Here is a 25784-nt window from a genome sequence, read left to right on the forward strand (position 1 = left end):
TAGTTTGCGAATTAAAAAAGATAGCAGCGAAAACCGAGGGAGTGGCTCATCCCTGAGCCTTTGCAACAACGATCGATCAGTTGTTGAGTGTGGTGTATACAAGATTGGACAGGCTGGTCTGGCTGGAGTTCGGCACTTCAATGTACTGGTCGCCAGAGCCCCAGAACTGCCACCACGCACGCTGATTGTAGGTGCGGCTGGCAAAGTCCACACGCAGGCCGTTCAGGGTGGTGTTGTTCACCACGGGGACAGCGGTGTTGCCGGTCTGGGTATTGATCACGTCGCCATGGTTGGCGCCCTCGCTCATTAGCACCGGGTAGTGGTTGTAATACAACCCGGACGGGCCGTTCTGTCCGCTGACTTTACCGGCCAGGCTGATGCTGTTGGAGCAGGAATCAATGCCGCTGGCGCTGGTTGCTCCGCAGGCTGAATGGGTGGGAACCACGCCATCGTCGGTGCCATCAATAAAGGGTTTGGTGATACCTCCGTAGGATGAGCCACCGCCAACGAACCGCAGGCGCGGAATGCTGTTGGGGCTGACGGCCAGGTTGCGGGCAACGTTGGTCTGCAAGTCGTTGACCACACCCAGATTATCCGGCTCCGGGTCAATGCCGGTAAAGGCTTTGACCGCCTGTTTCACCGGCCAGTTGTACCAACTGTCGTTGTAGGCAATGCTCACGGCCAGGTCGGCCAGTTCCGTGCCACCACCGGCACCAGCCATGTCCAGTACTGCCAGGATTTTCAGCGGTTGCAGGCCTTCCGATTGCAGCCAGCGCGCCTGGTTTTCCAGCAGATGGCGGGTTACCAGATCGCCGGTGGAATGGGTAACAACAACGCAGTAGTCATTACACAGCCCTTGCTGACTGATCTGCCGCAATTGCTGATAAGCCTGCTGGGCGATCTGACCTTCTACCCGGCCATTGCTGGCCCAGTCGATACGGGCTTCGGCGCGGTTCAGCCAGTATTCCCGCCAGTTATCCTCGCCGGCCTGCTGGACTTCCTGGAAGTTGGCCGGTGGGTTGGACAGATCATCCATCATGAAGCCGTGAACCAGAATCACGTTGTGGCCGGCCAACTGCGCACTTGCGCCGGAGGCAAACAGACCGCCTGCCAGCGCTGTCGCGAGGGCGGTTTTCGTCAGGCATCCTCTTCTTTTCATTGTCATTGGTTGCTCCGTTTCTTTCCGATTTATTGTTGTGGTGTTATCAGAACTTGTCCGCCAGCTGCCGGAGCAGGGCGGCCCGTTGCTCTGATTCGGGATTCATCGCCGGCTGGTCTCGGAGGCCGTCCAGATCCGGCGGTGAAAATTCATAGCCTTCCTCGGGGCCGAAGGCGTAATCGGTCCGGTCGCCCGGGGTGGCGGGTAAACGGCGTATCTGCAAATGCCGTAGTTGCAGGGGCCCCTGAATGTCGCGATTGGCTAACACGCTGCCATGGGCTTTCAGGCGAATGACGGCCGAGCTGCTGCCCAGAGACGTTTCCTGTTGCAATTGGGCCAGCGGGGTTTCCCCACTGTAGAGCTGGGCAGAGAGGGCGTAATAGCCGGATTGTTCCGGATCGAAGCGCACAGGGATGACCAGGTCGTTCCCAGACACATAGGCGGTTTCCAGACCCTCGAAGCTGCCCAGATCGGGTTCGATGGTCAGTGAAGACACATGTCGAACGGGCTTGCCGTCTACCCGGGCCTCCACAATCAACCGGTACTCGCCGGGGGGATGATCGGAACTGACGGTGCCCTGGTAATAACCGGGGTCTGCATTCTCCAGCTCGGCAGAGGCTACCCGGCCCCGCTCTCCGGCCGTCTCCAGAGTGGCGGACAGAGACTGGCCGAACACCTGACGACCATTCAGTGACGCCACCACCAGAATCGGCTCACCCTGGCTGAAGCGGAATTTGTCCAGCGTCACCACAAAGCGGCTATCACCCTCGAGCGGGAGCACGACCGGGTGGTAGCGGTTGCCTTGGTAAGCCTCTGCCTGAGCTTTGGTCAGCGGTACCGAATAATCCGGGTACCGAATGGTCTGTTGGTATTCGTCTGCGACACTTGCCAGCATGAATCCCAGTGCGTTATCGGAGGGTGGTTCGGAAACAGGCCCCGCAGGTGTGGCCTGGGCGGCCGACTCCTGGTTGGAAACCGTTTCCGGAACGGAAGTGGTGGTGTCTTGCTGAAGGCCCCGGAAGCTGCCCTCGTTCTCGGCCGAGAGCAGCCACACGGCACCGGCCACACCGGCGGTGATGGCCAGGCTTATGCTTAATGCCCGGTACGGCATTGTCAGACCCCGTTATTGTTATTGAAGGCTTGGTTAACTTTTAACCATAGGGTCGGATTGTCTTAAACGGCAAAAAATTAGGCCGGAATAGCAGAGGTTTTATGTCGTTTTGCGAGACGGTTCTCAAACTCAGAACCAGCCACTGTCTTTGATGGCCTCAAAGCCGAAGCGCAGCCGCACTTCGTCTCCCACCAGCCCGTTTTCCAGGCCGTAGGTCATGCCCCAATCGCTGCGGTTGATGACAGCCTCTGCGCTGATGCCCAGGGTGTAGTCCTCATGGCCGATGGGATACTCCGCCGCTTTGTTGAGGGTGACGTTCACGTCGACCGGCCGGGTCTGTCCCAGCAAGGTCAGGTCACCGGTCACTATGCCGGTATTGTCCCCGGTTTTTTCAAAATCACTCACCACAAAGGTAATCTCCGGGTATTTGCTGGCGTCCAGAAAATCGGGCTTGCGGAGGTGGTCGTCCCGTTTATCGTGGTTGGTAAAGACACTGCTGGCTTTGAAAACCAGCTTTCCGGAATTCAGTTCTCCGGTTTCTTCGTTGTATTCAAACTGGCCTTCAATATCCCGGAACATGCCTATCACCGGGGCATAACCGATATGCATGATTTCGAAGCTCATGGAAAAGTGCTCTTCGTCCACTTCGAACTTAGCCGGCTCTGCAGACACACTGGTAGCGGTGGCCAGCAGGATTGAGGTTGTCAGAGCTTCAGGAAATGAAAGTTTCATGATTTTGTCTCCTTTGGTAGAGCCAGCGCACGTCCAGATAAAAGGACCAGGCAAGCAATGCCAGAGCGAGCCCGAGCGTCAGGCTGGCGAACAATGCAGGGGTAATGGGCACAACGGCGACCATCAGTGTGACCACCTGCCAGACACAGATGGTCTTCCGTCGGAAGCTGTCTGGCAGCGGGTTATTCAGCCAGGGCAGCGGCCAACTGGCCAATACGAACAGATAGCGCATCAGCCCCAGGGCAAGTACCCAGCTACCGGCTTTCTCCAGAGCCAGTGTGGCAACGCACAGCCCGAGGATAAAGAGTGCGTCCAGCTCCATATCGAAACGGGCACCGAAGGCACTATGGCTTCCTGTGGCCCGGGCAATTTTACCGTCGACACCGTCCAGCAACAGGGCGATCAGGCTGATAACCGCATAGCTCCAGAGCTCGGTTGAGGTTGCTGAAGAGGAGTGGTCACCGAGGAACGGAGCCCAGCCAACCAGCGCCAGCACCAGAACCGAGCGCAGCAGCGTGGCGCGGTTGGCCCAGCCGAAGTCGGTCTGCCACCGCCAGTGCCGGAGGATAAGTACACTTTGCCCGAGATAGAACGCAAAGGTGATTAACCAGAAGCTGGGTGGCAGATCAAAGGCTTTGGCCAGAAAAAACGAAACGCCAGCCAGGCCCAGCATTCCCAGGATCAGATCACTGATGGGGCTGAAACTTCCTTTCATTGAGGTGCTGGTGGAATCCATACGCCATTGCGTCCGTATAGCCTGTGAGTGGCGTTAGCAAGCTCCCGTTCTATGACTATAGTTTGGAGAGACTGTTTTTGCGTACGCGGCCATTCATCAAATGGACTATTCATGGACGTTGATAACAACACTGCCTTTTGGATTACCGGGTATCAGGAGGCCGAATTACGGCCAGTACCCGAACCGACATTTCCCGCTTCTGAAACACCGTATGTGATCGTTCGTTCCCACTATTCCGGCATTAGCCGGGGGACGGAATCCCTCGTCTATAACAACCAGGTTCCTCAAAACGAATACCAGAGAATGCGGGCACCGTTTCAGGAAGGCGAATTTCCGTTTCCGGTGAAATACGGCTATGCCAGTGTAGGAGAGGTTGTGGACGGGCCGGAAGCCCTGCTGGGGCAGAACGTATTCTGCCTTTATCCTCACCAGCAGCGATACACGGTGCCAGCATCCGCGGTTCTGCCTTTGCCAGCCAAGGTTCCAGCCGAGCGAGCAGTGCTGGCGGCCAACATGGAGACCGCCATCAACGGCGTCTGGGATGGGCAGCCTGCGGTTGGTGACCGGGTCGCGGTGATTGGTCTTGGCGTGGTGGGCTTGTTGGTGGCCTGGCTGGTCAATCGCATTCCCGGCGTGGAATTGATCGGAGTTGATACCAATGAAGGGCGAAGATCGGTGGCTCAAGCCCTTGGAGTACGTTTCACTACCGAGCCGGACATCCAGAACTGTGACCTGGTATTTCATGCTTCCGGGCACCCCTCGGGGTTGGCCAAAGCCTTGTCGCTGGCGGGGCCGGATGCCCGGGTGCTTGAATTGAGCTGGTATGGAGACACGCCTGTTTACGTGCCGCTGGGCCACGCGTTTCACCCGAACCGGCTGACCCTGAAATCAAGCCAGGTGGGCCAGCTATCGCCGGAGCGCAGACCGCGCTGGAACCACCGCCGCCGCCTGGAGCTGGCGCTTTCCATGCTGTCAGAGCCGGCTCTGGATGCGTTGATCAGCGGAGAGTCACGCTTTGAACAGCTTCCGCAAGTCGCCGGAAATATTCTGATGCCGGGCGCCGATGCGCTCTGCCACCGAATTGTTTACTAACTCAGGGAGAGACTATGTTCAGCCTGACCGTTCGAGATCACATGATGATCGCCCACAGCTTTAACGGTGAGATCTTCGGGCCTGCCCAGCGCGTTCACGGGGCAACCTATGTGGTGGATGTTACTTTCGAGCGCCACGTACTCGACAACAACGACCTGATTGTCGACATCGGGCAGGCTTCGGCGTTGCTCAAGGACGTGTTGTCGGAATTCAACATGAAGAACCTGGATGATATTCCCCAGTTTTCGGGACGAAACACCACCACAGAGTTCATGGCCAAGGTGGTGTTCGACCGCATGGCAGCGGCCATTCACGCCGGGCGTCTGGGTGAGGACGGTAAAGGCGTGGTCAGCTTGAAAGTGACCCTCAGCGAGTCGCACATCGCGTGGGCCAGCTACCATGCCGGCATCTGAACTCTGGTTCGTGGTGCCGGGAGACCCCGGCCAGAACACCGGCGGTTACCGTTATGTTCGGCGCCTGGTCGAGGTGTTGGTCAAGGCGGGCATTCCGGTAAAGCTGGCCGGGCTGGAGGGAGCGTTTCCCAAACCGGATGACTTTGCCCGGCAGTCGCTGGATCGGTTCCTTGCGGGCTTGCCGGACGGAACCCGGGTCGTGCTGGATGGCCTGGCCATGGGCGGCCTGCCTGAGGTTTTACAGCGGCACCAGAGCCGGTTGAACCTGATGGCGCTGGTACATCACCCGCTGGCGGATGAGAACGGCCTGAGTGAGCAGGAACAGGCCTGGTTCAAGCATTCGGAAACGACGGCATTGGCCTGTGTCGGCGCCGTTTTTACCACCAGTCATTACACGGCGGAACGGCTGCAGGCATTCGGAGTGACGCCGGCGCGGGTGACCACTGCCTTGCCCGCTGTCGACGATGCTTTTTTTCAGCAGTCGCCCCGGATTGGCCGGCGTGATGCCACCAGGGCGATTCACCTGTTGTGTGTCGGTCATCTGTCGCCACGAAAAGCGCAGCATCAGTTGATTCAGGCGCTTGCTCAACTCACACATCTGGACTGGCGCTTGAGGCTGGTTGGCAGTGCCGGGCGAGCCACGGATTATGCCTCGGGGGTTCGTGCCCTGGTCCGTGAATCCGGGCTGGAAAGCCGCGTTGAGTTTGCTGGCGAGTTGGGAGAAGCAGATGTGCTGAAGGCTTATCAGCAAGCCGATCTGTTTGTGTTTCCCTCGCTTTACGAGGGCTATGGCATGGTAATCGATGAGGCCCTCGCAGCCGGTCTGCCGGTGTTGAGTTCCGACGGTGGCGCGCTGGCTTTGACTGGCGCCAAACCAGGGGTTGAGTTGTATGAAGCGGGCAATGTAGCGGCTCTGGCCACCAGATTGACCCGGCTGATTGCGGAACCGGATGCCGTTGAAGCGCTGGTCGCTGGCGCTATTCAGGCCCGGTGCGAGATCCGTCGCTGGTCTGAAACCGCGCAAGATTTCATTGCCGGGCTGGAAAAGGGCAGGCCGCGTAATCCGGTTCAATTTGCCGCGGATTGGCTGGAAGCAAGGGAGCCCGCCGATCACCAGGCCCGTGATGATGGGCTGACGGCCCGGCTCTTCGAATGGCTGACCGAACGATATGACTGCCGGGCGTCAGGTAGTGAACCGGGCGCGCCTCTTCACTTTGTGGATCTGGGCACCGGGCGAGGCTCCAATCCCGTCTACCTTTGCCCGAGACTACCGGTACCCCAGCGTTGGACGCTGGTTGAGCCGGACCAAACCCTGGCCGGGATCGCCCTTCAGCGGGTTGAAAAACTGGATGCACCGGCTGTGCTGGAAACAATGGTCTTGACGAAAGATAACCTCAGTACGGCGTTGCCCGAAAACGCGGACCTGGTGACGTCCTCGGCCTTGATCGACCTGGTTTCCGAACCCTGGTTGAGCGCCTTGTCTGCAGCGGTGGCCAAACGTCAGGCGGCATTGTTGGTCGTCATCACTTACAGCGGATTTTTTACTCTGGAACCTGCTCATCCCTTCGATGACAAACTGCGCGCTCTGGTCAATGCCCATCAACATCGGGAGAAGGGCAGTGGCGCTGCGCTTGGCCCGGACGCCACGGCCTGTTTGAGCCGTTTAATGTCCGGCAAGGGCTACGAAATCCAGACGGCAGATAGCCCTTGGGTATTGACGGGTGAACAGGCAAACCTCGCCGCCATGTTGCTTGAGGGCTGGGCGGAGGCGGCCACAGAACAGCAGCCGGAACAGGCGAACGCCATCCAATCCTGGCTTGAAACCCGGCGGCAACAGCTGGATGCCGACGCCCTCGCCATCACCGTGAGCCATTCGGATCTGCTGGCATGGCCGAAGCAGGCCTGAACCCGGAGAGGCCGGTCCCCGGCTTTGGCCGAGGAGTGTTTCGCTGGTGTGTCACCCTGCTGCTCCTGGGGATTGTCCTTGTTTTCGTCGACATCGATAGGCTCGCCCAGAGACTGGCGATGGTTTCGCCGACGATCATCCTTGCGGTATTGGTGGTCTCGCTGATTCAGATCGCACTGTCGGCCTGGCGCTGGCGGTATACCGCGAACCGGCTCGGTGTAGCCATGGATTTTGGCTTTGCCTTTCGGGAGTATTACCTGGCCGGGTTTCTGAATCAGGTGCTTCCCGGGGGCGTGATGGGGGACGTAAATCGAGCCTGGCGCCACAGCCGTTCGGCGAAGCGTTTGCAGCAACTGGCGATTGTCCATGCGGTTGTGCTGGAGCGCCTGTCAGGCCAGTTGGTGCTGGTACCGGTTGTACTGATTGCGGTGTCCGGGCTTTGGTGGACCGGGCAGTTAAATAGCCAGTTCGGTGACGCAGGCGTATCCCTGAACCTGGGCTATTGGCTGGTTCTGCCCGCGTTGACCGTGCTCGGGGTGTTGCTGGTCTCTATGACTGGGTTCGGGGCCCGGTTCAGGCGTTATGTCCGACGATTACGCGGGGATGTGCGTCGGGCTTTTCTGGGTTGGCGGAATGCCCTGGTGCAGGTTGGTACCTCGTTTCTGGTTTTCCTGACCTACATGGCGGTGTTCATGTTGATGGCCACGGGCATGGGCTTGTTTGCCGACGGCACACCCTGGCTGTTGGTCGTGGCCCTGTGCCCGCTACTGTTACTGGCCATGGTGGTCCCGTTAACGGTGTCTGGTTGGGGCGTCAGAGAGGGCGTAGCGGCTATTCTGTGGCCGTTGGCGGGGCTGCCGGCAGAGCAGGGCGTGGCGCTGAGTGTTGGTTATGGTGCGGCGGTGTTTCTGGTGAGTTTGCCGGGCGCGCTGGCGCTGCTTGTCCGCCGGTAATCAGGGTTTGGCGGTGTCGAATGCCAGATCAAAAAGCATATCGCTGCCAAGATTCACCAACTGGGCTTTTGGGCGAAGCGCCTCATCCAGCTGGTCAATCTCCGGCAGGGAGAATGCAGGCCGGCCGCTGCCGATGATCATGGGGGCAACCATCACGTGTAAGCGGTCCAGTAATCCCGCCTTCAGGAAGGACGAGACGGTAACGCCACCGCCCTCGATAAAAATCTTGCGAAGTCCAAAATCCTGTAACACCTGCAGGATACGTTCGGGAGAAGCAGGGGCTTCGTTTTCTGCGGAGCCCAGGCAAGGCACTGTTGTAACCCCGGTCGGATCCAGCGTTTTCGGGCCTGGCTGATAATCGCCGGCAATCAGATGCAGCGTAGGCGCATCGCCGTCGGTGAACAGGTGGTGGCTGGCAGGCACCCGCTGCCGGCGGTCGATCACGACGCGCGCCGGGTTGCGGCCAGAGGTTCGGCGCACGGTCAGGCGCGGATTGTCGGTGCTGGCCGTTCCAGCGCCGACCACCACTGCGTCACACAGGGCGCGGATTCGGTGCAGGTGGGTAATGCCGTCGTCACCATTGATAAACCGGGAGCAGCCGGTGACCGTGGCGATCCGTCCATCCAGGCTCTGGCCAAGTTGGCCGATCACCCGGCTGTTATTGGTGACGGGCTGGCACAGGGGCAGGAACAACGACAACAGGTTTCTCGCCTGTTCGGATGCCGGCTGAACGAGTTCCCAGCTTTTGCCGTTGATCTTCACCGCGGGTTGATCAGTACCGGGCACGGGCAGGGTGATATTGCTCCGGTTGATCGCGCTGAGTACCAGATCCCAGGCGTTATCGGTGTCCAGTGCGTCATTTGCCATGTGGTACCTGCTCGTTCGTTGTTCGTTTCAGTATAGGCAGATTGTGTCCAAAGCTATATGTACGATACATTTCCGGTTTGATTCACTTTTTTCGGCCAACTTTTCAGGGGCACGGAGCCATGCGGTACCTGCAATCTTTTAACCGTCGTCTGCGTCGTATTCGGGAGCAGGGCCAGTTGTCCCTGGGGGATGTGGCCGAAATGTGTGGCGTGGACGAGGCCCGTGTCCGCAGCTGGGAGGCGACGGACGCACGCCAGAGAGCGTACCCCGGGGTTAGTGAATTGCTGGATTTTTGCCTGAAAACCGAAACACCGCTGGAACGTCTGCTGGATATGGACGATGACGGTGAAGATGGGCAACTGGAACTGCCGGGGCTGGCGTTCAGCAACAGTGATGATCTGTCAGTGGCGCTGAAAGAGCTTGAGCAGGAGATCAATCGAATCCAGCTCAGTGATGACGAAACCGAGCTGCTGCGCCGGTTCCGCAAGGCAAGTGCAGATAACCGGCGCATGGTGTTGCAGCTATTGGGGCGCTAAAGGGCCCTGGTCGCCTCTATTTTCCCTTCTTGTAGATGTTCTCGTAAACGAAGTTGGTGGCATCCACGAAACCGTCAATGCTGCCGCAGTCAAAACGCTGACCTTTGAACTGGTAGGCCAGCACGCAACCATTCTTCGCCTGCTCCAGCAGGGCATCGGTAATCTGAACCTCACCATTCTTACCCGGCGGTGTACGCTCGATAATGTCGAAAATGTCCGGGGTCAGAATGTAGCGGCCGATAATCGCCAGGTTGCTGGGCGCGTCTTCCGGTGCCGGTTTCTCCACCATGTCGGTAATACGGTAAAGGCCATCCTTCATGGATTCACCCGCAATCACACCGTACTTGTGGGTTTCGTCTTCCGGTACTTCTTCGATGGCCACAATGGAGCAGCGGAACTGGTTATACAGTTTGACCATCTGGGTCAGAACGCCGTCACCATCTTCCGGGCCCACGCAGAAGTCATCCGCGAGCACAACCGCGAACGGGTTGTCGCCCACCAGGTTGCGGCCAGTCAGGATGGCGTGGCCCAGCCCCTTCATTTCATTCTGACGGGTAAAGGCAAAAGAGTTGTTGTTGATCAGATCCCGGATGGAGGTTAGCAGGCCTTCCTTGCCGGTACCGGCAATCTGGTGCTCGAGCTCGTAACTGATATCAAAATGATCTTCGATGGCGCGTTTGCCGCGGCCGGTGACAAAGCCGAATTCATGAATGCCGGCATCTGCGGCTTCCTCCACCCCGTACTGCACCAGTGGCTTGTTAACGATCGGCAGAATTTCCTTAGGCATGGCCTTGGTGGCCGGAAGGAAACGGGTGCCGTATCCGGCAACCGGGAAGAGGCACTTTTTGATCATGATTGTTCGTCCTTAATCAGGTGGTTTACCGCTTTGTTTACCCACAAAGCGTGCCAAGTGTAACCAAGTTGTATGCCGAGTTGGAGGGTTTCATTTCCGAGTGTTGATTTCTGGTAATTCTGTCGACTGGTTCCGATCTGTCCGGGATGACTGAAATTCCTAGAAAATTGTTTCAGTCCCGCTTTTAACTACATGATTTTAGGTAACATTAAATTTGTAAATTTATGATGATAATGGTGGCCTGAGAGCGGCCTATCTTTTAAAGTTGCACCGAATTAATGGGTTTACATGAAATTGACAATGCTTCGGGTTTTTCAGAGTGCCGCCATTGATCTTCAAACTGCCTGTTCGTCACTTCTCATTGTCTGCACTATTTTTGTGCGCGACAGCGAGCTTGTGTCTGCCAGCCTACGGTTCAGAGACGGCGCTCGATGGTGATACCCCTGAAACCAGCCGGCAGGCGTTGCTTCCCGAGAACAGTCTGAAGCTGACCCGTGAACACTGGCTGCGCTCCAAGATGAAGTTTTCCGGGCGCACCAACCGGGACACCGATCATCGGGATGGGGCGCTGAACGTGGGCCTGAATGGTCTTTTCTGGGCGAATCATCGTGCCGGCGTGCGCTACAGTGACGCCAAGACCTATCGGGTGGGCAATGAGCGCCGAGTACTCGGCTTCAGTTATGGCCTTCCGGTAGGGCGTAACCATCTGGATATTGAACTCCGGAATACCGCTTATGAAGAGGTGTCCAGGGCAGACGGTTCCCGTTTTCAGAAAGAAGGACGCACCCGGGATCTCACTATCACCGGCAGGCGGGCCCTGTTCTCTACGTTCGGCTATCAGTTCCTCGGCCGTGCCGGATACTCTTCCGTAAACCAGTACTGGACCCGAAGAACGGATGAAGTGCATCGTTCCAGTTACCAGTTATCGACCCTGGGGTTCGAGGCTAACGGACATCACAATCTGTACGGTGGTTTCGACCTGAGCAGCGGAATTCGTGCGGTCACGGGTATTGAGGCCGAGATAGAGCGTGCAACCGATTCGGAACAGGGACGGCGTGAAGAGCAGTTTGGGCGCATGGTTCTCAGTGCATCGCTTGACCGAGAGTTACTGGCCTGGCAATGGGGGCTGGACGGGGAATACCAGTTGGCGTCTGCCGATATTCCGGGTTCTCAGCACCTGAGGGTCGCCGGGTCTGGACTGGTGGCGGGTTTCAACGGCCAGTCACTTAGCGTAGCCGAAGGTGGGTGGCTGCGCCTGGGTAGCCGTAGCCCGGAATTCGACATTCCGTTCTTTCCCAGGCTGTCGTCCAGTGTCCGCCTTTCTGTTCTGCGCGGCTGGATTCCCGATGAGTCATTTCAGCAGCATCAGGCGGGGCATGTGACGTCGGGAGAGGTCTCATGGGGGCTATCTGCGCGGCAGTTCAGCGCCGATGTCAGCCTGGGGCGGGTGCTGAACACAACCACAGATGCCATAGCCGTACCTGATCAACCGGATGTCCGCTTTACCATGAGCTTGCAGATCTGAAGCAACTCTGCCTCACGTTGTTTCATTTGATTTCGATTCGCTTACGAACTTGTCACTTGTAGCAGCCCTCGGGCGCGGTGCTACATTGAATGGACAAACCGTGAACCGAGGAAGGAAACGATGCACGCAGGGAAAGTAGGTCTGGTGGTTCTGGGATTGTTCTTGTTTGCTCCCCTTTATGCCCAGGCGTTCCAGTTTCAGGATGTTGTGGAAAAAGCGAAATCGAAGGCGAGTGTGGCGTACGAGCCGGTCCCTGGAATTCCCGACTTCATGGCAGGCCTGAGCTACGACGAATACCAGTCTATCCGCTTTGATCCTTCAAAAAGCCTCTGGCGAGAAGGGGATTCCCGTTTCCAGGTAATGCTCATTCCCGCTGGTAAATTTTACACCCGTCCAGTAAGCATCCACGTAGTGGACAGCGAGGGCGTCCATCCACTGTCGTTCGATAAGAGTCTGTTCAATGTCGACGACGAGGCGCTCAGAAAACGGGTGCCGGCCGATCTCGGCTATGCCGGACTCAAGTTGACGTTCCCTTTTGATGGTCCCGACGTAGCCAATCAGTTCCTGGTGTTCGCGGGCGCAAGCTATTTTCGCGGCGTCAGTAAGGAAACCTCTTTCGGGCTGTCTGCGCGGGGTATCGCTGTAGACACGGGTTTGCCGACCGGTGAGGAGTTTCCTGATTTCACGGAGTTCTGGTTGGAGCGCCCCGCTCCCGACAGCGATCATGTTCGTGTCTACGCATTGTTGGATGGTCCAAGCCTGACCGGGGCCTATGAGTTCACGGTGTACCCCGGGGAGCAGACCCGGGTAGATGTGAAAGCCCGCCTGTATATGCGGGAAGACATCGAGTTGCTGGGGCTCGCACCACTCACTTCGATGTTCTATTACGGGGAACATACTCCCAGGCCGCTTGGTGAGTGGCGCCCCCAGGTGCACGATTCGGACGGATTGTTAATCCATGATGATGCTACCGGCGAGTGGCTATGGCGCCCGCTGATGAACCCGGATCGACTTGCCGCAAGTTTCCATAGTGTCCGTCGTGTCGGCGGCTTTGGTCTGATTCAGCGTGATCGGGAGTTTCGTCACTACCAAGACCTGGAGGCTCGCTATGAGCGCAGGCCCAGCGCCTGGGTGAGCGCCGAGGGGGACTGGGGGAAAGGAAATGTGGTTCTGGTGGAGATTCCTACCGACGACGAGACCAATGACAACGTAGTCGCTTTCTGGAGTCCGGGAGGTGAAGTGTCCGCAGGCACGTCGCGGGATCTGAACTACTCGATTCAGTTCGGCGGTCCCGGCGTGGCGCCACATCCTGGCGGAAAAGTGGTAAACACCTTCGTCGGCGCAGGGGATCGTATAGGCGGCGGTGATCAGGCCGGTGCCTATCGGATCCTGGTGGATTTTGCCGGCGGTCCCTTGTCGGAGCTCAACGCGGAGTCTCCCGTAGTCAGCAAAGTGACCGGGGGCGAGGGTGTTGAGGTGCTTGAACACTTTGTGGAGTGGGTAGCGCCAGAGAATCATTGGCGATTGTCGATCCTGGCCAAGCCCGCGCCGGATCAGATACTTCAGCTGCGGGGTTTTCTGATGGTGGATGATGAGGTCGCCACGGAGACGTGGAGCTATTCCTTGCCGCCGGGGACAGGCCTGCGGGCAGAACCCTGATCCTGGAGGATCGTATGGACGCGCAAACCTCTTACCAGTTGCTGGGAAAGCTGTTGGTGTACCTTGAATTGAGTGGCGCCAGTAACGACCGTAAAACGTTCAATGGCGCACTGGCCTTACTCGCGGACGGCGTTGCCGGAAACGAACACAGCGTTCGGTTTGAGGACCTTTTGGCCCGCATTCCTGACTACTTTGAGTTGGATGAGCCAAGTCTTCCGCCGGTAGCACCGCCGATTCGCCGCAGCAGTATCGGGTATTTCACCGATGACTGAGTCAGCGACTGCGTCCCGCTCCTGGCACCTGCAGGCGACGATCCGACGCCTGGTGCTGACTGCGTTTGTGGCTGGACAGACGGGGCTGGCGTCCTGGTTTCTGCTCCAGGTGCTGCCTTATCACGGGGGCAACGTGGTGGAGTGGCTGATTGTTGCTGTTTTCGCGGTGCTTTACCTTTGGATTGCCTTTGGCTTCTGGATCGCAGTATACGGCTTCCTGCTGCGTTTACTGGGCGGAGATCGGGCATCGTTACTGAAGCGCCATACGCCGAATGAGCTGGCGGCAACGCCGCTGTCGAAAACCGCAATTGTCATGCCTTTGTATCACGAGCCGGTAAGCTGGACGCTGAAGGGGCTCAAAGCCATTTACCTCGATCTGGCGCGATCAGGCCGCCTGGATGATTTTGATTTTTATATTCTCTCAGACAGTCAGGATCCTGATGTCTGGCTGCAAGAGCAGCAGGTCTGGTTGAAACTGGTGGAAGAGCTTGGCGCTCACGGTCGGCTCTTCTATCGCCGGCGTCGGGTTAATCTCAACTACAAAAGCGGCAACGTGGCTGATTTCTTGAGGCGCTGGGGAAGTCAGTATCAGTATATGGTCGTTCTGGATGCCGATAGCCTCCTCGCCGGTGACACTATTCGGACCATGGTGCAGGTGATGAACCGGGAACCGCAGGTTGGTATCCTTCAGACTGCACCTACCATTATTAACGCTCGCTCTGCGTTTGCTCGTATTCAACAGTTTGCCAATCGGCTTTACTCGCCGCTTTTTGCCACGGGCCTGGCTGCCATCCAGATGGGAGATGCTGCATTCTGGGGCCACAACGCTGTGATACGCGTTGCTCCATTTATGGCGCATTGTGGTTTGCCAAAGCTCAAAGGCGCTGGTATCTGGCAAGGGCCGATCATGAGCCATGATTTCGTAGAGGCGGCGTTTCTGGGGAGAGCAGGGTATGAAGTCTGGCTGGAACCGGCTTTGGGGGCCAGCTATGAAGAATCTCCGCCCACGCTTGATGACGAACTTGCCCGAGATCAGCGCTGGTCGAAAGGGAACCTGCAGCACGCAGCGCTGATGCTATTCTCGCCTCGATTGCGCCTGGCACATCGTTTTGCCTTTTTGAATGGCATCATGGCGTACGCATCGTCACCGTTATGGTTGTTGTTCCTGGTACTGACAACGATTGCTGCTGTGCAGCTGACCATCGCGCCTATCGATTATTTTCCGGACGGGCGCGAGAGCCCCTTTCCTTTGTGGCCAGAATGGCGGCCGACATGGGCCATCACCCTGGTCGTCAGCACCATGGCGCTGTTGTTTTTGCCGAAGTTTCTGGCCATTGTTGATGTCGTCGCCCATCGGACTCTGAGTGGATTTGGCGGCTTTTTCAGGTTGTTGTGCAGCGTGTTGCTTGAAATCGTCGTTTCAGTGTTGCTTGCCCCCATCCGGATGCTTGCCCACAGTCATTCCGTTGTTTCGGCCCTGTTAAACGTTCGGCTGAGTTGGGCAGGCCAGAATCGTACTGAGGAGACCGGTTGGCGGGAGGCTGCTGTGCGACATCTGCCCGGACTTATCATCGGTAGTGCCTGGTCGGCCTTTGCCTGGACCCTGGACCCGATGTTCTTTTTATGGTCATTACCCGTGTCTGTCCCTCTGGCACTGGCAGCGCCAACAACGGTTTGGCTGAGCCGGTCAAGCAGCGGTGAGTCCCTGAGTCGCAGGGGCTTATTGTTAACACCTGAGGAGCGAACCCGTATGCCGTTGCTTGATGATGCAAGGGGCTTTCGAGAGGAAGCAGAGAGTGAGGTTGCTCTCACGCCGGTTGAGCAGGCGGTACTGATCCCTGCGGTCAATCGGCTGCACCGCCAGCTTGCCGGGCGTGGCGCCAAGGGCCTGAAGAAAGAAGTCATTGAGGGAGAGCTCGATGCCTGCGTCAGCCGAGGCTACCGGGGAATCGAAAAGGGCCGGCTTTCGCTTTTGCTGGAAGACCCGCAGGCACTGACAGCCCTGCATCGGCGAGCCTGGAGCGCGCCTTCGGACTCATTCTGGGGGCAACGCGTTCGCAATCTCGTACTGCACGCGCAAGGTTTGCAGGATCTGTAAACAATCATACTTAAGCCTAACTCACAATTGTTGACAATCAGGGAATGCAGGCGTAGTTTCACGCTAAATAACCTCTGGATTGTTAACAAAGCATGATTCAGGCACAGCTGCAAACCCAAACCCGCGCCGATGAGGCCTTTGATTGTCTGCAAACGGCGATTGTGAAGGGCGATCTGGCGCCGGGCGAAAAAATCGGCGAAGTCGAGCTCTGTTCCCGCTTTAACCTTACCCGAGGCCCGCTGCGTGAAGCGTTGGGCCGCCTTGAATCCCGTGGATTACTGGTCAGGCGCCCTCACGCCGGTGTGAAGGTGGTGTCCGTTAGTGCCGCAGAACTTCTTGAGTTGTACCGAATTCGTGAAGTCATGGAGGGGCTGGCAGCCCGTCAGGCGGCCGAACGTATGCCCGATGAAGAAATCCGTGATCTCCTGGCCACGCTCGATAGTCATGAAAAAATGATTGAGGAAGCCCAGGGTCAGGCCTACTACCAGGCCGAGGGTGACTACGACTTCCACCACCGGATTGCCACCGGCAGTCGCAATACCAAGCTGGCCCAGATGCTTCTGGGTGATCTTTACTACATGGTGCGGATGTACCGTTACCGGTTAAGCACCTCGGCCGGGCGCCCCCATCTGGCGCTGGGTGAACACCGCCGTATCGTCGAGGCCATTGCCCAGCGCGATGGCGAACTCGCCGAATTCCTGATGAAACGACACATTAATGCAGCACGCCATAACATCGAGAAGAAAATCGAAGAAGGCGTTCTCACCATCTGATAAGAGAGGAAAAACCCATGGCTAACAAACTCTCCCCGGGCGCCCGTTTTCGTAAAGCCCTGAAAGAAAACCAGCCACTGCAGATTGTTGGTACGATCAACGCCTACGCGGCCATGATGGCCGAGCGGGTAGGGCACCAGGCCATTTATCTGTCTGGTGGTGGTGTAGCGAACGCCTCCTATGGCCTGCCGGATCTGGGCATGACCACCATGAACGATGTGGTGGAAGATGTGCGCCGGATTACCGCCGCCGTTGATGTTCCGCTACTGGTCGATATCGATACTGGCTGGGGCGGTGCGTTTAACATTGCCCGGACCATTCGCGAGATGGAGCGTGCCGGTGCCGCTGCCGTGCACATTGAAGACCAGGTTGCCCAGAAGCGCTGCGGCCACCGCCCGAACAAGGAAATCGTTTCCAAAGAGGAAATGGTAGACCGCATTAAAGCCGCAGCTGACGCTCGTGAAGACAAAGACTTCTTCATCATGGCCCGTACCGATGCGTTTCAGAAGGAAGGTCTGGACGCGGCCATCGATCGTGCCAAGGCCTGTATCGAAGCCGGTGCCGATGGCATCTTTGCGGAAGCCGTGCACGAACTGAGTGACTACAAAGCCTTTGCCGAGGCGATCGATGCGCCGATTCTGGCCAACATCACCGAATTTGGCGCCACGCCGCTGTACAACCGGAAAGAACTGGCGGATGCCGGCGCGGCGATGGTGCTGTACCCGCTGAGCGCCTTCCGTGCCATGAACAAGGCAGCGTTGACGGTATACCAGAATATTCTGGAAAAAGGTGACCAGAAAGACGTGGTTGACCTGATGCAGACCCGTATGGAGCTGTACGATTTCCTCAACTACCACGACTTCGAGCAGAAGCTGGACCAGCTGTTCGCTCAGAAAAAAGACTGATTGCGTTAAACTGAACAAAATATAAACAGAAAATCTGGGAGACCAACATGGCTGAAGCAAAGAAACTCGGTGGCGCTGGCCTGCGTGGCCAGGTAGCTGGTGAAACCGCCCTGTGCACCGTTGGCAAAACCGGTACCGGCCTGACCTACCGCGGATACGATATTACCGATCTGGCGGATAACGCCCAGTTCGAAGAAGTGGCTTACCTTCTGCTGCGAGGCAAACTGCCGAACCAGGCCGAGCTGGATGCCTACAAAACCAAGCTCAAGAGCCTGCGTAACCTGCCGGAAGCGCTGAAGCTGGTGCTGGAGCAGATCCCCAAGGACGCGCATCCGATGGATGTGATGCGTACTGGCTGCTCCATGCTCGGTAACCTGGAAACCGAACAGGATTTCAGCGAGCAGGACGACAAGATCGACCGCATGCTGGCGGTGTTCCCGGCCATCATCACCTACTGGTACCGCTTTGCCCACGAAGGCATTCGCATCGATACCGCCAATACCGAATGCGATTCCATTGGTGGCGTGTTCCTGGAGCTCCTGCATGGCAAGAAGCCCAGCGAGCTGCATGAGCGGGTGATGAACGTCTCCCTGATTCTGTACGCGGAGCACGAGTTCAACGCCTCCACCTTCACGGCACGTGTATGCGCCTCCACGTTGTCTGACATCCACAGCTGCGTGACCGGTGCTATCGGCTCCCTGCGCGGCCCGCTGCACGGCGGCGCCAACGAAGCGGCGATGGAACTGATTCAGAAGTTCAAGACCCCGGAAGAGGCCGAAGCCGGCCTGATGGGCATGCTGGAACGCAAAGAAAAAATCATGGGCTTCGGACACGCCATCTACAGCGAATCCGACCCGCGCAATGGCATTATCAAAAAGTGGTCTGAAAAGCTGGCCAAGGAAGTGGGCGATACCGTGCTGTACCCGGTTTCCGTTCGCTGTGAGGAAGTCATGTGGCGCGAGAAGAAGCTGTTCTGTAACGCCGACTTCTTCCACGCCTCGGCCTATCACTTCATGGGCATTCCGACCGAGTTGTTCACGCCCATCTTCGTGATGTCCCGGGTATCCGGCTGGACCGCCCACGTGAAAGAGCAACGCGCCAACAACCGAATTATCCGCCCGAGCGCTGAGTACACAGGCCCTGAACATCAGGACTGGTTGCCCATCGACAAGCGGAGCTGAGAGAGACTATGAATACCCAATACCGTAAAGCCCTGCCGGGCACGGAACTGAAATACTACGATACGCGCCAGGCGGTAGAAGACATCCAGCCTGGCGCTTACGCCAAGCTGCCTTATACCTCCAAGATTCTGGCGGAGCAGCTGGTGCGCCGTTGCGATGCGGAGTCCCTGACTGATTCCCTCAAGCAGCTGATTGAGCGTCGCCGCGACCTGGATTTCCCCTGGTATCCGGCGCGGGTGGTGTGCCATGACATCCTGGGCCAGACCGCCCTGGTGGACCTGGCCGGCCTGCGTGATGCCATTGCCGAGAAGGGTGGTGATCCCTCCAAAGTCAACCCGGTGGTTCAGACCCAGCTGATTGTTGACCATTCCCTGGCCGTTGAAGCCCCGGGTTTTGACCCGGATGCCTTCGAAAAGAACCGCGCCATCGAAGACCGCCGTAACGAAGATCGTTTTCACTTCATCAACTGGACCCGCACCGCATTCAAGAATGTGGACGTGATTCCGGCCGGTAACGGCATCATGCACCAGATCAATCTGGAGAAGATGTCGCCGGTGATTCAGAACCGCCCGGATGAAGACGGTCACCCGATTGCCTTCCCGGATACCTGTGTGGGCACCGACAGCCATACGCCGCACATTGATGCGTTGGGTGTTATCGCCGTTGGCGTGGGCGGTCTGGAAGCGGAAACTGTGATGCTGGGCCGTCCGTCCATGATGCGTCTGCCGGATATCGTGGGTGTGAAGCTGACTGGCAAGCGCCAGCCGGGCATCACCGCCACCGATATTGTTTTGGCGATTACCGAGTTCCTGCGTAAGGAGCGCGTGGTCGGCGCCTACCTGGAATTCTTCGGCGAAGGTGCGTCGAGCCTGACCATCGGCGACCGCGCCACCATTTCCAACATGACCCCGGAATACGGTGCTACGGCCGCGATGTTCTACATCGACGAGCAGACCGTCGACTACCTGAAGCTGACCGGTCGTGAGCCAGAGCAGGTAGACCTGGTTGAGAAGTACGCCAAGGAAACCGGCCTGTGGGCCAGCGAGATGACCGGGGCTCAGTACGAGCGCGTGCTTGAGTTTGATCTGTCTACCGTGGTCCGTAACGTGGCCGGCCCGTCCAACCCGCACCGCCGTGTCGCCACGTCCGATCTGCACGATCGCGGCATTGCCGTGAATCTGGATAAGGCACTGGAAGAAGAGAAGAAGGGCCTGATGCCGGATGGCGCAGTCATCATCGCTGCCATTACCTCCTGCACCAACACCTCCAACCCCCGCAACGTGGTGGCGGCTGGCCTGCTGGCCAAGAAAGCCAACGAGCTGGGGCTGGTGCGCAAACCCTGGGTAAAATCTTCCTTTGCACCGGGATCCAAAGTGGCCCGCCTGTACCTGGAAGAAGCCGGTTTGTTACCAGAACTGGAGAAACTGGGTTTCGGTATCGTGGCCTATGCCTGCACCACCTGTAACGGCATGTCTGGCGCTCTGGACCCGAAAATACAGCAGGAGATCATTGATCGGGACCTGTATTCCACCGCCGTTCTCTCTGGTAACCGGAACTTCGATGGCCGGATTCACCCATACGCGAAACAGGCCTTCCTGGCGTCACCGCCGCTGGTTGTCGCCTACGCCATCGCCGGTACCGTTCGGTTCGATATTGAACAGGACGCCCTGGGCTACGACAAGGATGGCAACCCCGTCACCCTGAAAGACCTGTGGCCGTCTGATGAAGAAATCGACCGCATTGTCGGCGAATACGTGAAGCCGGAGCAGTTCAAGCAGGTGTACATCCCGATGTTCAATCTGGATGAAGCCGAGCAGGCCAAGAGCCCGTTGTACGAGTGGCGCCCGCAGTCCACCTACATCCGTCGGCCGCCATACTGGGAAGGCACCATGGCCGCTGAGCGCGCGCTCAAGGGTATGCGCCCGCTGGCGATCCTGCCGGACAACATCACCACAGACCACCTGTCGCCATCCAACGCCATCATGATGGACTCGGCTGCCGGTGAGTACCTGCACAAGATGGGCCTGCCGGAGGAAGACTTCAACTCCTACGCCACCCACCGTGGTGACCACCTGACTGCCCAGCGAGCGACCCTGGCCAACCCGAAACTGTTCAACGAAATGGTCCGGGACGAAAACGGGGAAGTGGTGCAGGGTTCCCTGGCCCGTGTGGAGCCGGAAGGCAAGACCATGCGCATGTGGGAAGCCATTGAAACCTACATGGAACGCAAGCAGCCGCTGATCATCATTGCCGGTGCAGACTACGGGCAGGGTTCTTCCCGTGACTGGGCGGCCAAGGGTGTTGCCCTTGCAGGTGTAGAGACCATCGTCGCCGAAGGCTTCGAGCGGATTCACCGCACCAACCTGATCGGTATGGGTGTGATGCCGCTGCAGTTCGAAGAAGGCACCACGCGCCACACGCTTCAGCTGGATGGTACCGAGACCTACGACGTGGAAGGCAAGCCCGCCCCCGGCGCCAAGCTGGAACTGGTCATTCACCGCAAGAGTGGTGACGTGGACCGGGTGCCGGTGATCTGTCGTCTGGATACCGCGGAAGAAGTCACCGTGTACTCTGCCGGTGGCGTACTGCAGCGCTTTGCCCAGGATTTCCTGGCGTCTGAAAGCGCAGCCTGATCGCCATGGCAAGGTCAGGCGGGAGTTGTTCCTGGCTCCCGCCTGAAACATTCATTCAAGTGAGGCTCGCTCAATGAGTTTTGCTCCCCAAGTTCGTATTCCTGCCACCTACATGCGTGGAGGTACCAGTAAAGGCGTATTCTTCCGCCTGCAGGATCTGCCCGAAGCCTGCCAGGTACCCGGTGAAGCGCGAGACAAGCTTTTGCTGCGTGTAATTGGTAGCCCCGATCCCTACGAAAAGCAGATCGACGGCCTCGGTAATGCAACCTCCAGCACCAGTAAATCGGTAATCCTGGCAGCGCCCACGCAACCGGATCACGACGTCGATTATCTGTTCGGTCAGGTCTCCATCGACAAACCCTTTGTTGACTGGAGTGGTAACTGCGGCAATCTCACCGCCGCCGTAGGCGCATTCGCCATTAACGGCGGCTTTGTGGCCAAAGAGCGTATTCCTGAAAACGGCATCTGTACCGTTCGTATCTGGCAGGCCAACATCCGCAAAACCATCGTGGCCCACGTGCCCATCACCAACGGTGAAGTGCAGGAAACCGGTGATTTTGAACTGGATGGCGTGACCTTCCCGGCGGCAGAAGTCCAGATCGAGTTTATGGACCCGGCCGATGGCGAAGGGGCCATGTTCCCCACGGGTAATCTGGTGGATGAGCTGGAAGTGCCGGGTGTCGGCACCCTGAATGCCACCATGATCAATGCCGGTATCCCGACCATTTTCATCAATGCCGAAGACATTGGCTACAAGGGCACCGAGCTGCAGAATGACATCAACAGCGACCCCAAGGCGCTGGCCATGTTCGAAACCATTCGCGCCCATGGCGCGGTGAAAATGGGACTGATCTCGGATATCGCGGAAGCTGCCAGTCGCCAGCACACTCCGAAAGTGGCGTTTGTGGCCAAACCTTCGGATTATGTGTCTTCCAGCGGTAAACAGATCAATGCCGCCGATATTGATGTGCTGGTTCGGGCGCTGTCCATGGGCAAGCTGCACCACGCCATGATGGGTACGGCGGCGGTGGCTATTGCAACGGCGTCTGCAATTCCCGGCACGCTGGTTAATCTGGCGGCTGGCGGCGGAGACCGTACCCATGTGACTTTCGGTCATCCGTCCGGAACCCTTCGGGTGGGGGCGGAAGCGAAGGAAGTAAATGGTCAGTGGACTGCCACCAAGGCGATCATGAGCCGCAGTGCGCGGATTATCATGGAAGGTTGGGTGAGGGTACCTGGCGACAGCTTCTGATGGCTCCTATAGTTGGGACAGGAGGGCCGTAATATGTCTGCCACTTACGATCTCAACGAACGCCCGGACTACGACGACATACTGCAACAAATCGCCGACTATGCTCTTGATTACTGCATAGAAAGCGAAGAAGCCTGGGAAACCGCCCGTTATTGCCTGATGGACACCCTGGGCTGCGGTTTGCTGGCGTTGCGTTTTCCGGAATGCACCAAACACCTGGGCCCGCTGGTGGAAGGCACGATCGTTCCCCACGGCGCCCGGGTGCCTGGCACTCCATACCGCCTGGACCCGGTGAAAGCCGCCTGGGACATTGGCTGTATCGTCCGCTGGCTGGATTACAACGATACCTGGCTGGCGGCCGAATGGGGCCACCCCTCCGATAATCTTGGCGCCATTCTTGCGGTTGCCGATCACCTCTCGCAGAAGCGCGTTGCCAATGGCCAGGCGCCATTGGCCATGAAGGCCGTTCTTGAGGCCATGATTCTGGCCCATGAAATTCAGGGTGTACTTGCCCTTGAGAACTCCTTTAACCGGGTAGGGTTGGATCATGTTGTGCTGGTGAAGGTGGCGTCGACGGCCGTCAGTGCCAAACTGATGGGCGCCAACCGGGAACAGATGCTCTCCGCGCTGTCTCATGCCTGGATAGATGGCCAGGCCCTGCGCACCTATCGCCACGCGCCCAACGCCGGATCCCGTAAATCCTGGGCGGCAGGCGATGCCACCTCCCGGGGTGTTCGCCTGGCAGATATTGCCATGCGAGGGGAGATGGGCATTCCCGGCGTGCTGACGGCGCCACAATGGGGCTTCTACGACGTCCTGTTCAGCAAGACCAATCGAGATCAGGCCCTGAAACCTGAATCATCACGTAGCTTCGCATTACCACAGCCTTTCGGCTCCTACGTGATGGAAAACATCTTGTTCAAGATCTCGTTTCCGGCAGAGTTTCATGCCCAGACCGCCGCCGAGGCAGCGGTATCACTGCACCCGCAAGTGAAGGGCCGACTGGACGACATTGATCGCGTAGAGATCACTACCCACGAGTCGGCTATTCGCATCATTTCCAAGCAGGGCAAGCTCGCCAACCCCGCAGACCGGGATCACTGCCTGCAGTACATGACGGCGGTGCCACTGATCTTTGGCAACCTGACGGCAGAGCATTACGAAGACAGCTTTCACCAGGCCCATCCAGAAATCGACCGCCTGAGAGAAAAAATGCAGGTCATCGAGGATGAACGATATACCCGCGAATACCTCGAGGCCGATAAACGATCAATCGCCAATGCGATACAGGTTTTCTTCAAGGATGGCTCCAGTACCGACAAGATTGCAGTGGAATACCCGATAGGGCACCGGCGCCGGCGAGAGGAGGGTATGCCGCTGCTGGTGGAGAAATTCCGCGCCAATCTTCAGACGCGCTTTCCTGCCCAGCAATGCGACGCCATTATGGACAGTTGTGGGAGTCTGGGGCGGCTTGAGGTGATGCCGGTGCACGAGTTTGTGTCGCAACTATAAAATATTTGTAAAATTGAACGAAATGGGCGAGTGGCCCACATTGCAGTTTCAATGAATTGCCGTACAATCCCGTAACGGTTTGTTACAGTGTGTAGCAAAGGATGCTTGCAGTACAGGCAGTGTGAACCGCACAAGGAGTCGACGTGGCCCACGTCAGGTTGTTCAGACACTATATACACTTACCTTTTGTTATTCTCGGCCTGATCGATCTGATCGTCATGGGCCTTGCGTTCGCACTGGCGGTGTTTTTCCGCTTCTTCGGCGAGCTCGAATTCTTCCTCGATAATCTTGTTTTTGTCCTCCCTTCCATCACGATCTTTGCGTTGTTCAATTTGATCGTCATGATCGCCCTGGGCGTGCACCAGTCTCGTGTGGAAGAAGGCATGTCCGGCATGATGCTACGCACCATCATGGCCATGATTCTCGCCATACCGCTGCACGGCTTTGCCTATTTCGTGGCTGATGACTGGCTCTGGTATCTGGGCAGCTTCGGGTTACTGACATCGGCGACTGTGCTGGCGATATTTTCGCTGGGCATTGCCAGAATGGTGTTCTTTGCTGTGGTCGGCAAGGACCGCTTCAAGCGCCGGGTTCTGGTGCTGGGTGCCGGCCGCCGGGCAAAACAGATGTTCGAGGACCTGACCACTCCCTTCAACCGTAAAGGTTTTTCACTGGACGGCTTCGTTCCCATGCCGGATGACACGGTGGAAGTGGATGAGCAGTACCTCATTAATCTTCCAACCTCCTTGCATGACTACGTACTTCGACACCCGGTGAGGGAGATTGTGGTTGCGGTGGACGACCGCCGTCGGGGCTTGCCGATGGAAGACCTTCTGGAATGCAAAATGGAAGGTGTGCACATTATCGATGGTGCCAACTTCTACGAGCGTGAATCCCGTAAGGTGGCTCTGGAGATGATCACCCGCGGCTGGCTGGTGTTCTCTGACGGATTCACGGTTTCTTCGGTGTATGGCGTTGGCAAGCGGGCGCTGGACGTACTGGCCTCCGGTACGCTTCTGCTGGCCACGTTCCCGATCATGATTCTCACCGCCATCGCCATCAAACTGGAAGACGGATTGAAAGCACCGGTGATTTACAGCCAGGAACGGGTAGGTCTGAACAACCAGGTGTTCAAGGTGCACAAGTTTCGGTCCATGATTACCGACGCGGAAAAGAACGGCGCGGTCTGGGCTCGGAAGAACGATACTCGGGTAACACGCGTTGGCGAATTTATCCGTAAGGTGCGGATTGATGAGCTGCCACAGATCTTTAATGTACTGAATGGCACCATGGCCTTTGTTGGCCCGAGGCCGGAACGGCCGGTGTTTGTTGAGCAGCTGTCTGAGAAAATTCCGTTTTATGCAGAAAGGCATCGGGTAAAACCCGGGCTGACCGGTTGGGCCCAGCTGTGTTTCGCCTACGCAGACAACGAAGAGGACACCCGGGAAAAGCTGCGCTACGACCTCTACTACATCAAGAATCAGAGTTTACTTCTTGATCTGTTGATTATAATTCAGACAGTAGAAGTGGTATTGTTCAAAAAAGGATCAAGGTAGTTTCGGGAGTCAGCTGTTCCCGGAACATGGAATACAGCACGGACCTCACAAGAGAGGAAT

Annotated in this window: 22 protein-coding genes; 16 read left to right on the forward strand and 6 right to left on the reverse strand. The window is 57.6% G+C overall.

The features are described 5' to 3' along the window. Positions 1-76 precede the first annotated feature (76 nt). From QPL98_RS01915 to QPL98_RS01930, 4 genes are all read right to left on the reverse strand, one after another. Positions 77-1165, reverse strand: a complete 1089-nt coding sequence (locus QPL98_RS01915; RefSeq protein ID WP_303292511.1) for a hypothetical protein — start codon at positions 1163-1165, stop codon at positions 77-79. A 40-nt stretch (positions 1166-1205) separates the two neighbouring features. Continuing rightward, complete coding sequence (locus QPL98_RS01920) at positions 1206-2270, reverse strand: hypothetical protein (RefSeq protein WP_303292512.1); 1065 nt, start codon at positions 2268-2270, stop codon at positions 1206-1208. A gap of 129 nt (positions 2271-2399) precedes the next feature. Next, the gene (locus QPL98_RS01925) at positions 2400-3002 is read right to left on the reverse strand and encodes a YceI family protein (protein WP_303292513.1); all 603 of its coding nucleotides are present in this window, start codon (positions 3000-3002) and stop codon (positions 2400-2402) included. Next, positions 2983-3738, reverse strand: coding sequence for a CDP-alcohol phosphatidyltransferase family protein (locus tag QPL98_RS01930; RefSeq protein ID WP_303292514.1), 756 nt, complete (start codon positions 3736-3738; stop codon positions 2983-2985). Before QPL98_RS01930 ends, QPL98_RS01925 begins: the two co-directional genes overlap by 20 nt. 111 nt (positions 3739-3849) lie before the next feature. Here QPL98_RS01930 and QPL98_RS01935 point away from each other — a divergent pair, with 111 nt between their 5' ends. From QPL98_RS01935 to QPL98_RS01950, 4 genes are read left to right on the forward strand one after another with little or no spacing between them, the layout of a single operon-like run. Then, positions 3850-4830, forward strand: coding sequence for a zinc-binding alcohol dehydrogenase (locus QPL98_RS01935; RefSeq protein ID WP_303292515.1), 981 nt, complete (start codon positions 3850-3852; stop codon positions 4828-4830). 14 nt (positions 4831-4844) lie between these two features. Next, positions 4845-5243, forward strand: a complete 399-nt coding sequence (locus QPL98_RS01940) for a 6-carboxytetrahydropterin synthase (protein ID WP_303292516.1) — start codon at positions 4845-4847, stop codon at positions 5241-5243. After that, positions 5230-7149 (forward strand): glycosyltransferase family 4 protein, encoded by a 1920-nt coding sequence (locus QPL98_RS01945; protein WP_303292517.1) that lies wholly within the window; start codon positions 5230-5232, stop codon positions 7147-7149. The genes QPL98_RS01940 and QPL98_RS01945 overlap by 14 nt, the downstream gene beginning before the upstream one ends. Continuing rightward, entirely contained in the window at positions 7131-8102 is a 972-nt protein-coding gene (locus tag QPL98_RS01950; protein ID WP_303292518.1) for a lysylphosphatidylglycerol synthase transmembrane domain-containing protein, read from the forward strand. The genes QPL98_RS01945 and QPL98_RS01950 overlap by 19 nt, the downstream gene beginning before the upstream one ends. Here the strand turns inward: QPL98_RS01950 and QPL98_RS01955 are convergent, their stop codons facing one another. Continuing rightward, positions 8103-8969, reverse strand: a complete 867-nt coding sequence (locus QPL98_RS01955) for a RibD family protein (RefSeq protein ID WP_303292519.1) — start codon at positions 8967-8969, stop codon at positions 8103-8105. A 119-nt stretch (positions 8970-9088) separates the two neighbouring features. Between QPL98_RS01955 and QPL98_RS01960 the strand changes: the two genes are divergently transcribed. Continuing rightward, a complete protein-coding gene (locus QPL98_RS01960; protein WP_303292520.1) occupies positions 9089-9505 on the forward strand; it encodes a helix-turn-helix domain-containing protein in 417 nt (138 codons plus the stop codon). Positions 9506-9521: 16 nt separating this feature from the next. Here the strand turns inward: QPL98_RS01960 and galU are convergent, their stop codons facing one another. Next, positions 9522-10358, reverse strand: coding sequence for a UTP--glucose-1-phosphate uridylyltransferase GalU (galU, locus tag QPL98_RS01965; RefSeq protein ID WP_206851827.1), 837 nt, complete (start codon positions 10356-10358; stop codon positions 9522-9524). Between the two features lie 394 nt (positions 10359-10752). Between galU and QPL98_RS01970 the strand changes: the two genes are divergently transcribed. From QPL98_RS01970 to QPL98_RS02020, 11 genes are all read left to right on the forward strand, one after another. Beyond that, the gene (locus tag QPL98_RS01970; protein ID WP_303292521.1) at positions 10753-11883 is read left to right on the forward strand and encodes a ShlB/FhaC/HecB family hemolysin secretion/activation protein; all 1131 of its coding nucleotides are present in this window, start codon (positions 10753-10755) and stop codon (positions 11881-11883) included. A gap of 120 nt (positions 11884-12003) precedes the next feature. After that, on the forward strand, positions 12004-13542 hold the full coding sequence (locus QPL98_RS01975; protein ID WP_303292522.1) for a glucan biosynthesis protein G: 1539 nt from the start codon (positions 12004-12006) through the stop codon (positions 13540-13542). Positions 13543-13556: 14 nt separating this feature from the next. Beyond that, the gene (locus QPL98_RS01980; protein WP_022991112.1) at positions 13557-13814 is read left to right on the forward strand and encodes a hypothetical protein; all 258 of its coding nucleotides are present in this window, start codon (positions 13557-13559) and stop codon (positions 13812-13814) included. Next, positions 13807-15912 (forward strand): glucans biosynthesis glucosyltransferase MdoH, encoded by a 2106-nt coding sequence (mdoH, locus tag QPL98_RS01985; protein ID WP_303292523.1) that lies wholly within the window; start codon positions 13807-13809, stop codon positions 15910-15912. Before QPL98_RS01980 ends, mdoH begins: the two co-directional genes overlap by 8 nt. Positions 15913-16004: 92 nt before the next feature. After that, positions 16005-16685 carry a GntR family transcriptional regulator gene (locus tag QPL98_RS01990; protein ID WP_011785150.1) on the forward strand — a complete coding sequence of 227 codons (681 nt, stop codon included), beginning with the start codon at positions 16005-16007 and terminating at the stop codon, positions 16683-16685. Positions 16686-16702: 17 nt separating this feature from the next. Continuing rightward, entirely contained in the window at positions 16703-17590 is an 888-nt protein-coding gene (prpB, locus tag QPL98_RS01995) for a methylisocitrate lyase (protein ID WP_011785149.1), read from the forward strand. 47 nt (positions 17591-17637) lie between these two features. Next, positions 17638-18771, forward strand: a complete 1134-nt coding sequence (prpC, locus tag QPL98_RS02000) for a 2-methylcitrate synthase (protein ID WP_011785148.1) — start codon at positions 17638-17640, stop codon at positions 18769-18771. Between the two features lie 8 nt (positions 18772-18779). Then, positions 18780-21404, forward strand: a complete 2625-nt coding sequence (gene acnD / locus QPL98_RS02005; RefSeq protein ID WP_303292524.1) for a Fe/S-dependent 2-methylisocitrate dehydratase AcnD — start codon at positions 18780-18782, stop codon at positions 21402-21404. Between the two features lie 73 nt (positions 21405-21477). Further along, entirely contained in the window at positions 21478-22656 is a 1179-nt protein-coding gene (gene prpF / locus QPL98_RS02010; protein ID WP_014421294.1) for a 2-methylaconitate cis-trans isomerase PrpF, read from the forward strand. Positions 22657-22689: 33 nt separating this feature from the next. Beyond that, positions 22690-24168 carry a 2-methylcitrate dehydratase gene (prpD, locus tag QPL98_RS02015; protein WP_303292525.1) on the forward strand — a complete coding sequence of 493 codons (1479 nt, stop codon included), beginning with the start codon at positions 22690-22692 and terminating at the stop codon, positions 24166-24168. A 143-nt stretch (positions 24169-24311) separates the two neighbouring features. Further along, entirely contained in the window at positions 24312-25724 is a 1413-nt protein-coding gene (locus tag QPL98_RS02020) for a TIGR03013 family XrtA/PEP-CTERM system glycosyltransferase (RefSeq protein WP_199453877.1), read from the forward strand. Positions 25725-25784 lie beyond the last annotated feature (60 nt).

Origin of the sequence: Marinobacter sp. ST-43, assembly GCF_030541085.1 — a bacterium.
Lineage (GTDB): Bacteria > Pseudomonadota > Gammaproteobacteria > Pseudomonadales > Oleiphilaceae > Marinobacter > Marinobacter nauticus.

Coding starts and splice junctions, on each gene's coding strand:
- QPL98_RS01915 (WP_303292511.1), bottom strand. CDS start 1,165: ATGACAATGAAAAGAAGAGGATGCCTGACGAAAACCGCCCTCGCGACA.
- QPL98_RS01920 (WP_303292512.1), bottom strand. CDS start 2,270: ATGCCGTACCGGGCATTAAGCATAAGCCTGGCCATCACCGCCGGTGTG.
- QPL98_RS01925 (WP_303292513.1), bottom strand. CDS start 3,002: ATGAAACTTTCATTTCCTGAAGCTCTGACAACCTCAATCCTGCTGGCC.
- QPL98_RS01930 (WP_303292514.1), bottom strand. CDS start 3,738: ATGGATTCCACCAGCACCTCAATGAAAGGAAGTTTCAGCCCCATCAGT.
- QPL98_RS01935 (WP_303292515.1), top strand. CDS start 3,850: ATGGACGTTGATAACAACACTGCCTTTTGGATTACCGGGTATCAGGAG.
- QPL98_RS01940 (WP_303292516.1), top strand. CDS start 4,845: ATGTTCAGCCTGACCGTTCGAGATCACATGATGATCGCCCACAGCTTT.
- QPL98_RS01945 (WP_303292517.1), top strand. CDS start 5,230: ATGCCGGCATCTGAACTCTGGTTCGTGGTGCCGGGAGACCCCGGCCAG.
- QPL98_RS01950 (WP_303292518.1), top strand. CDS start 7,131: ATGGCCGAAGCAGGCCTGAACCCGGAGAGGCCGGTCCCCGGCTTTGGC.
- QPL98_RS01955 (WP_303292519.1), bottom strand. CDS start 8,969: ATGGCAAATGACGCACTGGACACCGATAACGCCTGGGATCTGGTACTC.
- QPL98_RS01960 (WP_303292520.1), top strand. CDS start 9,089: ATGCGGTACCTGCAATCTTTTAACCGTCGTCTGCGTCGTATTCGGGAG.
- galU (WP_206851827.1), bottom strand. CDS start 10,358: ATGATCAAAAAGTGCCTCTTCCCGGTTGCCGGATACGGCACCCGTTTC.
- QPL98_RS01975 (WP_303292522.1), top strand. CDS start 12,004: ATGCACGCAGGGAAAGTAGGTCTGGTGGTTCTGGGATTGTTCTTGTTT.
- QPL98_RS01980 (WP_022991112.1), top strand. CDS start 13,557: ATGGACGCGCAAACCTCTTACCAGTTGCTGGGAAAGCTGTTGGTGTAC.
- mdoH (WP_303292523.1), top strand. CDS start 13,807: ATGACTGAGTCAGCGACTGCGTCCCGCTCCTGGCACCTGCAGGCGACG.
- QPL98_RS01990 (WP_011785150.1), top strand. CDS start 16,005: ATGATTCAGGCACAGCTGCAAACCCAAACCCGCGCCGATGAGGCCTTT.
- prpB (WP_011785149.1), top strand. CDS start 16,703: ATGGCTAACAAACTCTCCCCGGGCGCCCGTTTTCGTAAAGCCCTGAAA.
- prpC (WP_011785148.1), top strand. CDS start 17,638: ATGGCTGAAGCAAAGAAACTCGGTGGCGCTGGCCTGCGTGGCCAGGTA.
- acnD (WP_303292524.1), top strand. CDS start 18,780: ATGAATACCCAATACCGTAAAGCCCTGCCGGGCACGGAACTGAAATAC.
- prpF (WP_014421294.1), top strand. CDS start 21,478: ATGAGTTTTGCTCCCCAAGTTCGTATTCCTGCCACCTACATGCGTGGA.
- prpD (WP_303292525.1), top strand. CDS start 22,690: ATGTCTGCCACTTACGATCTCAACGAACGCCCGGACTACGACGACATA.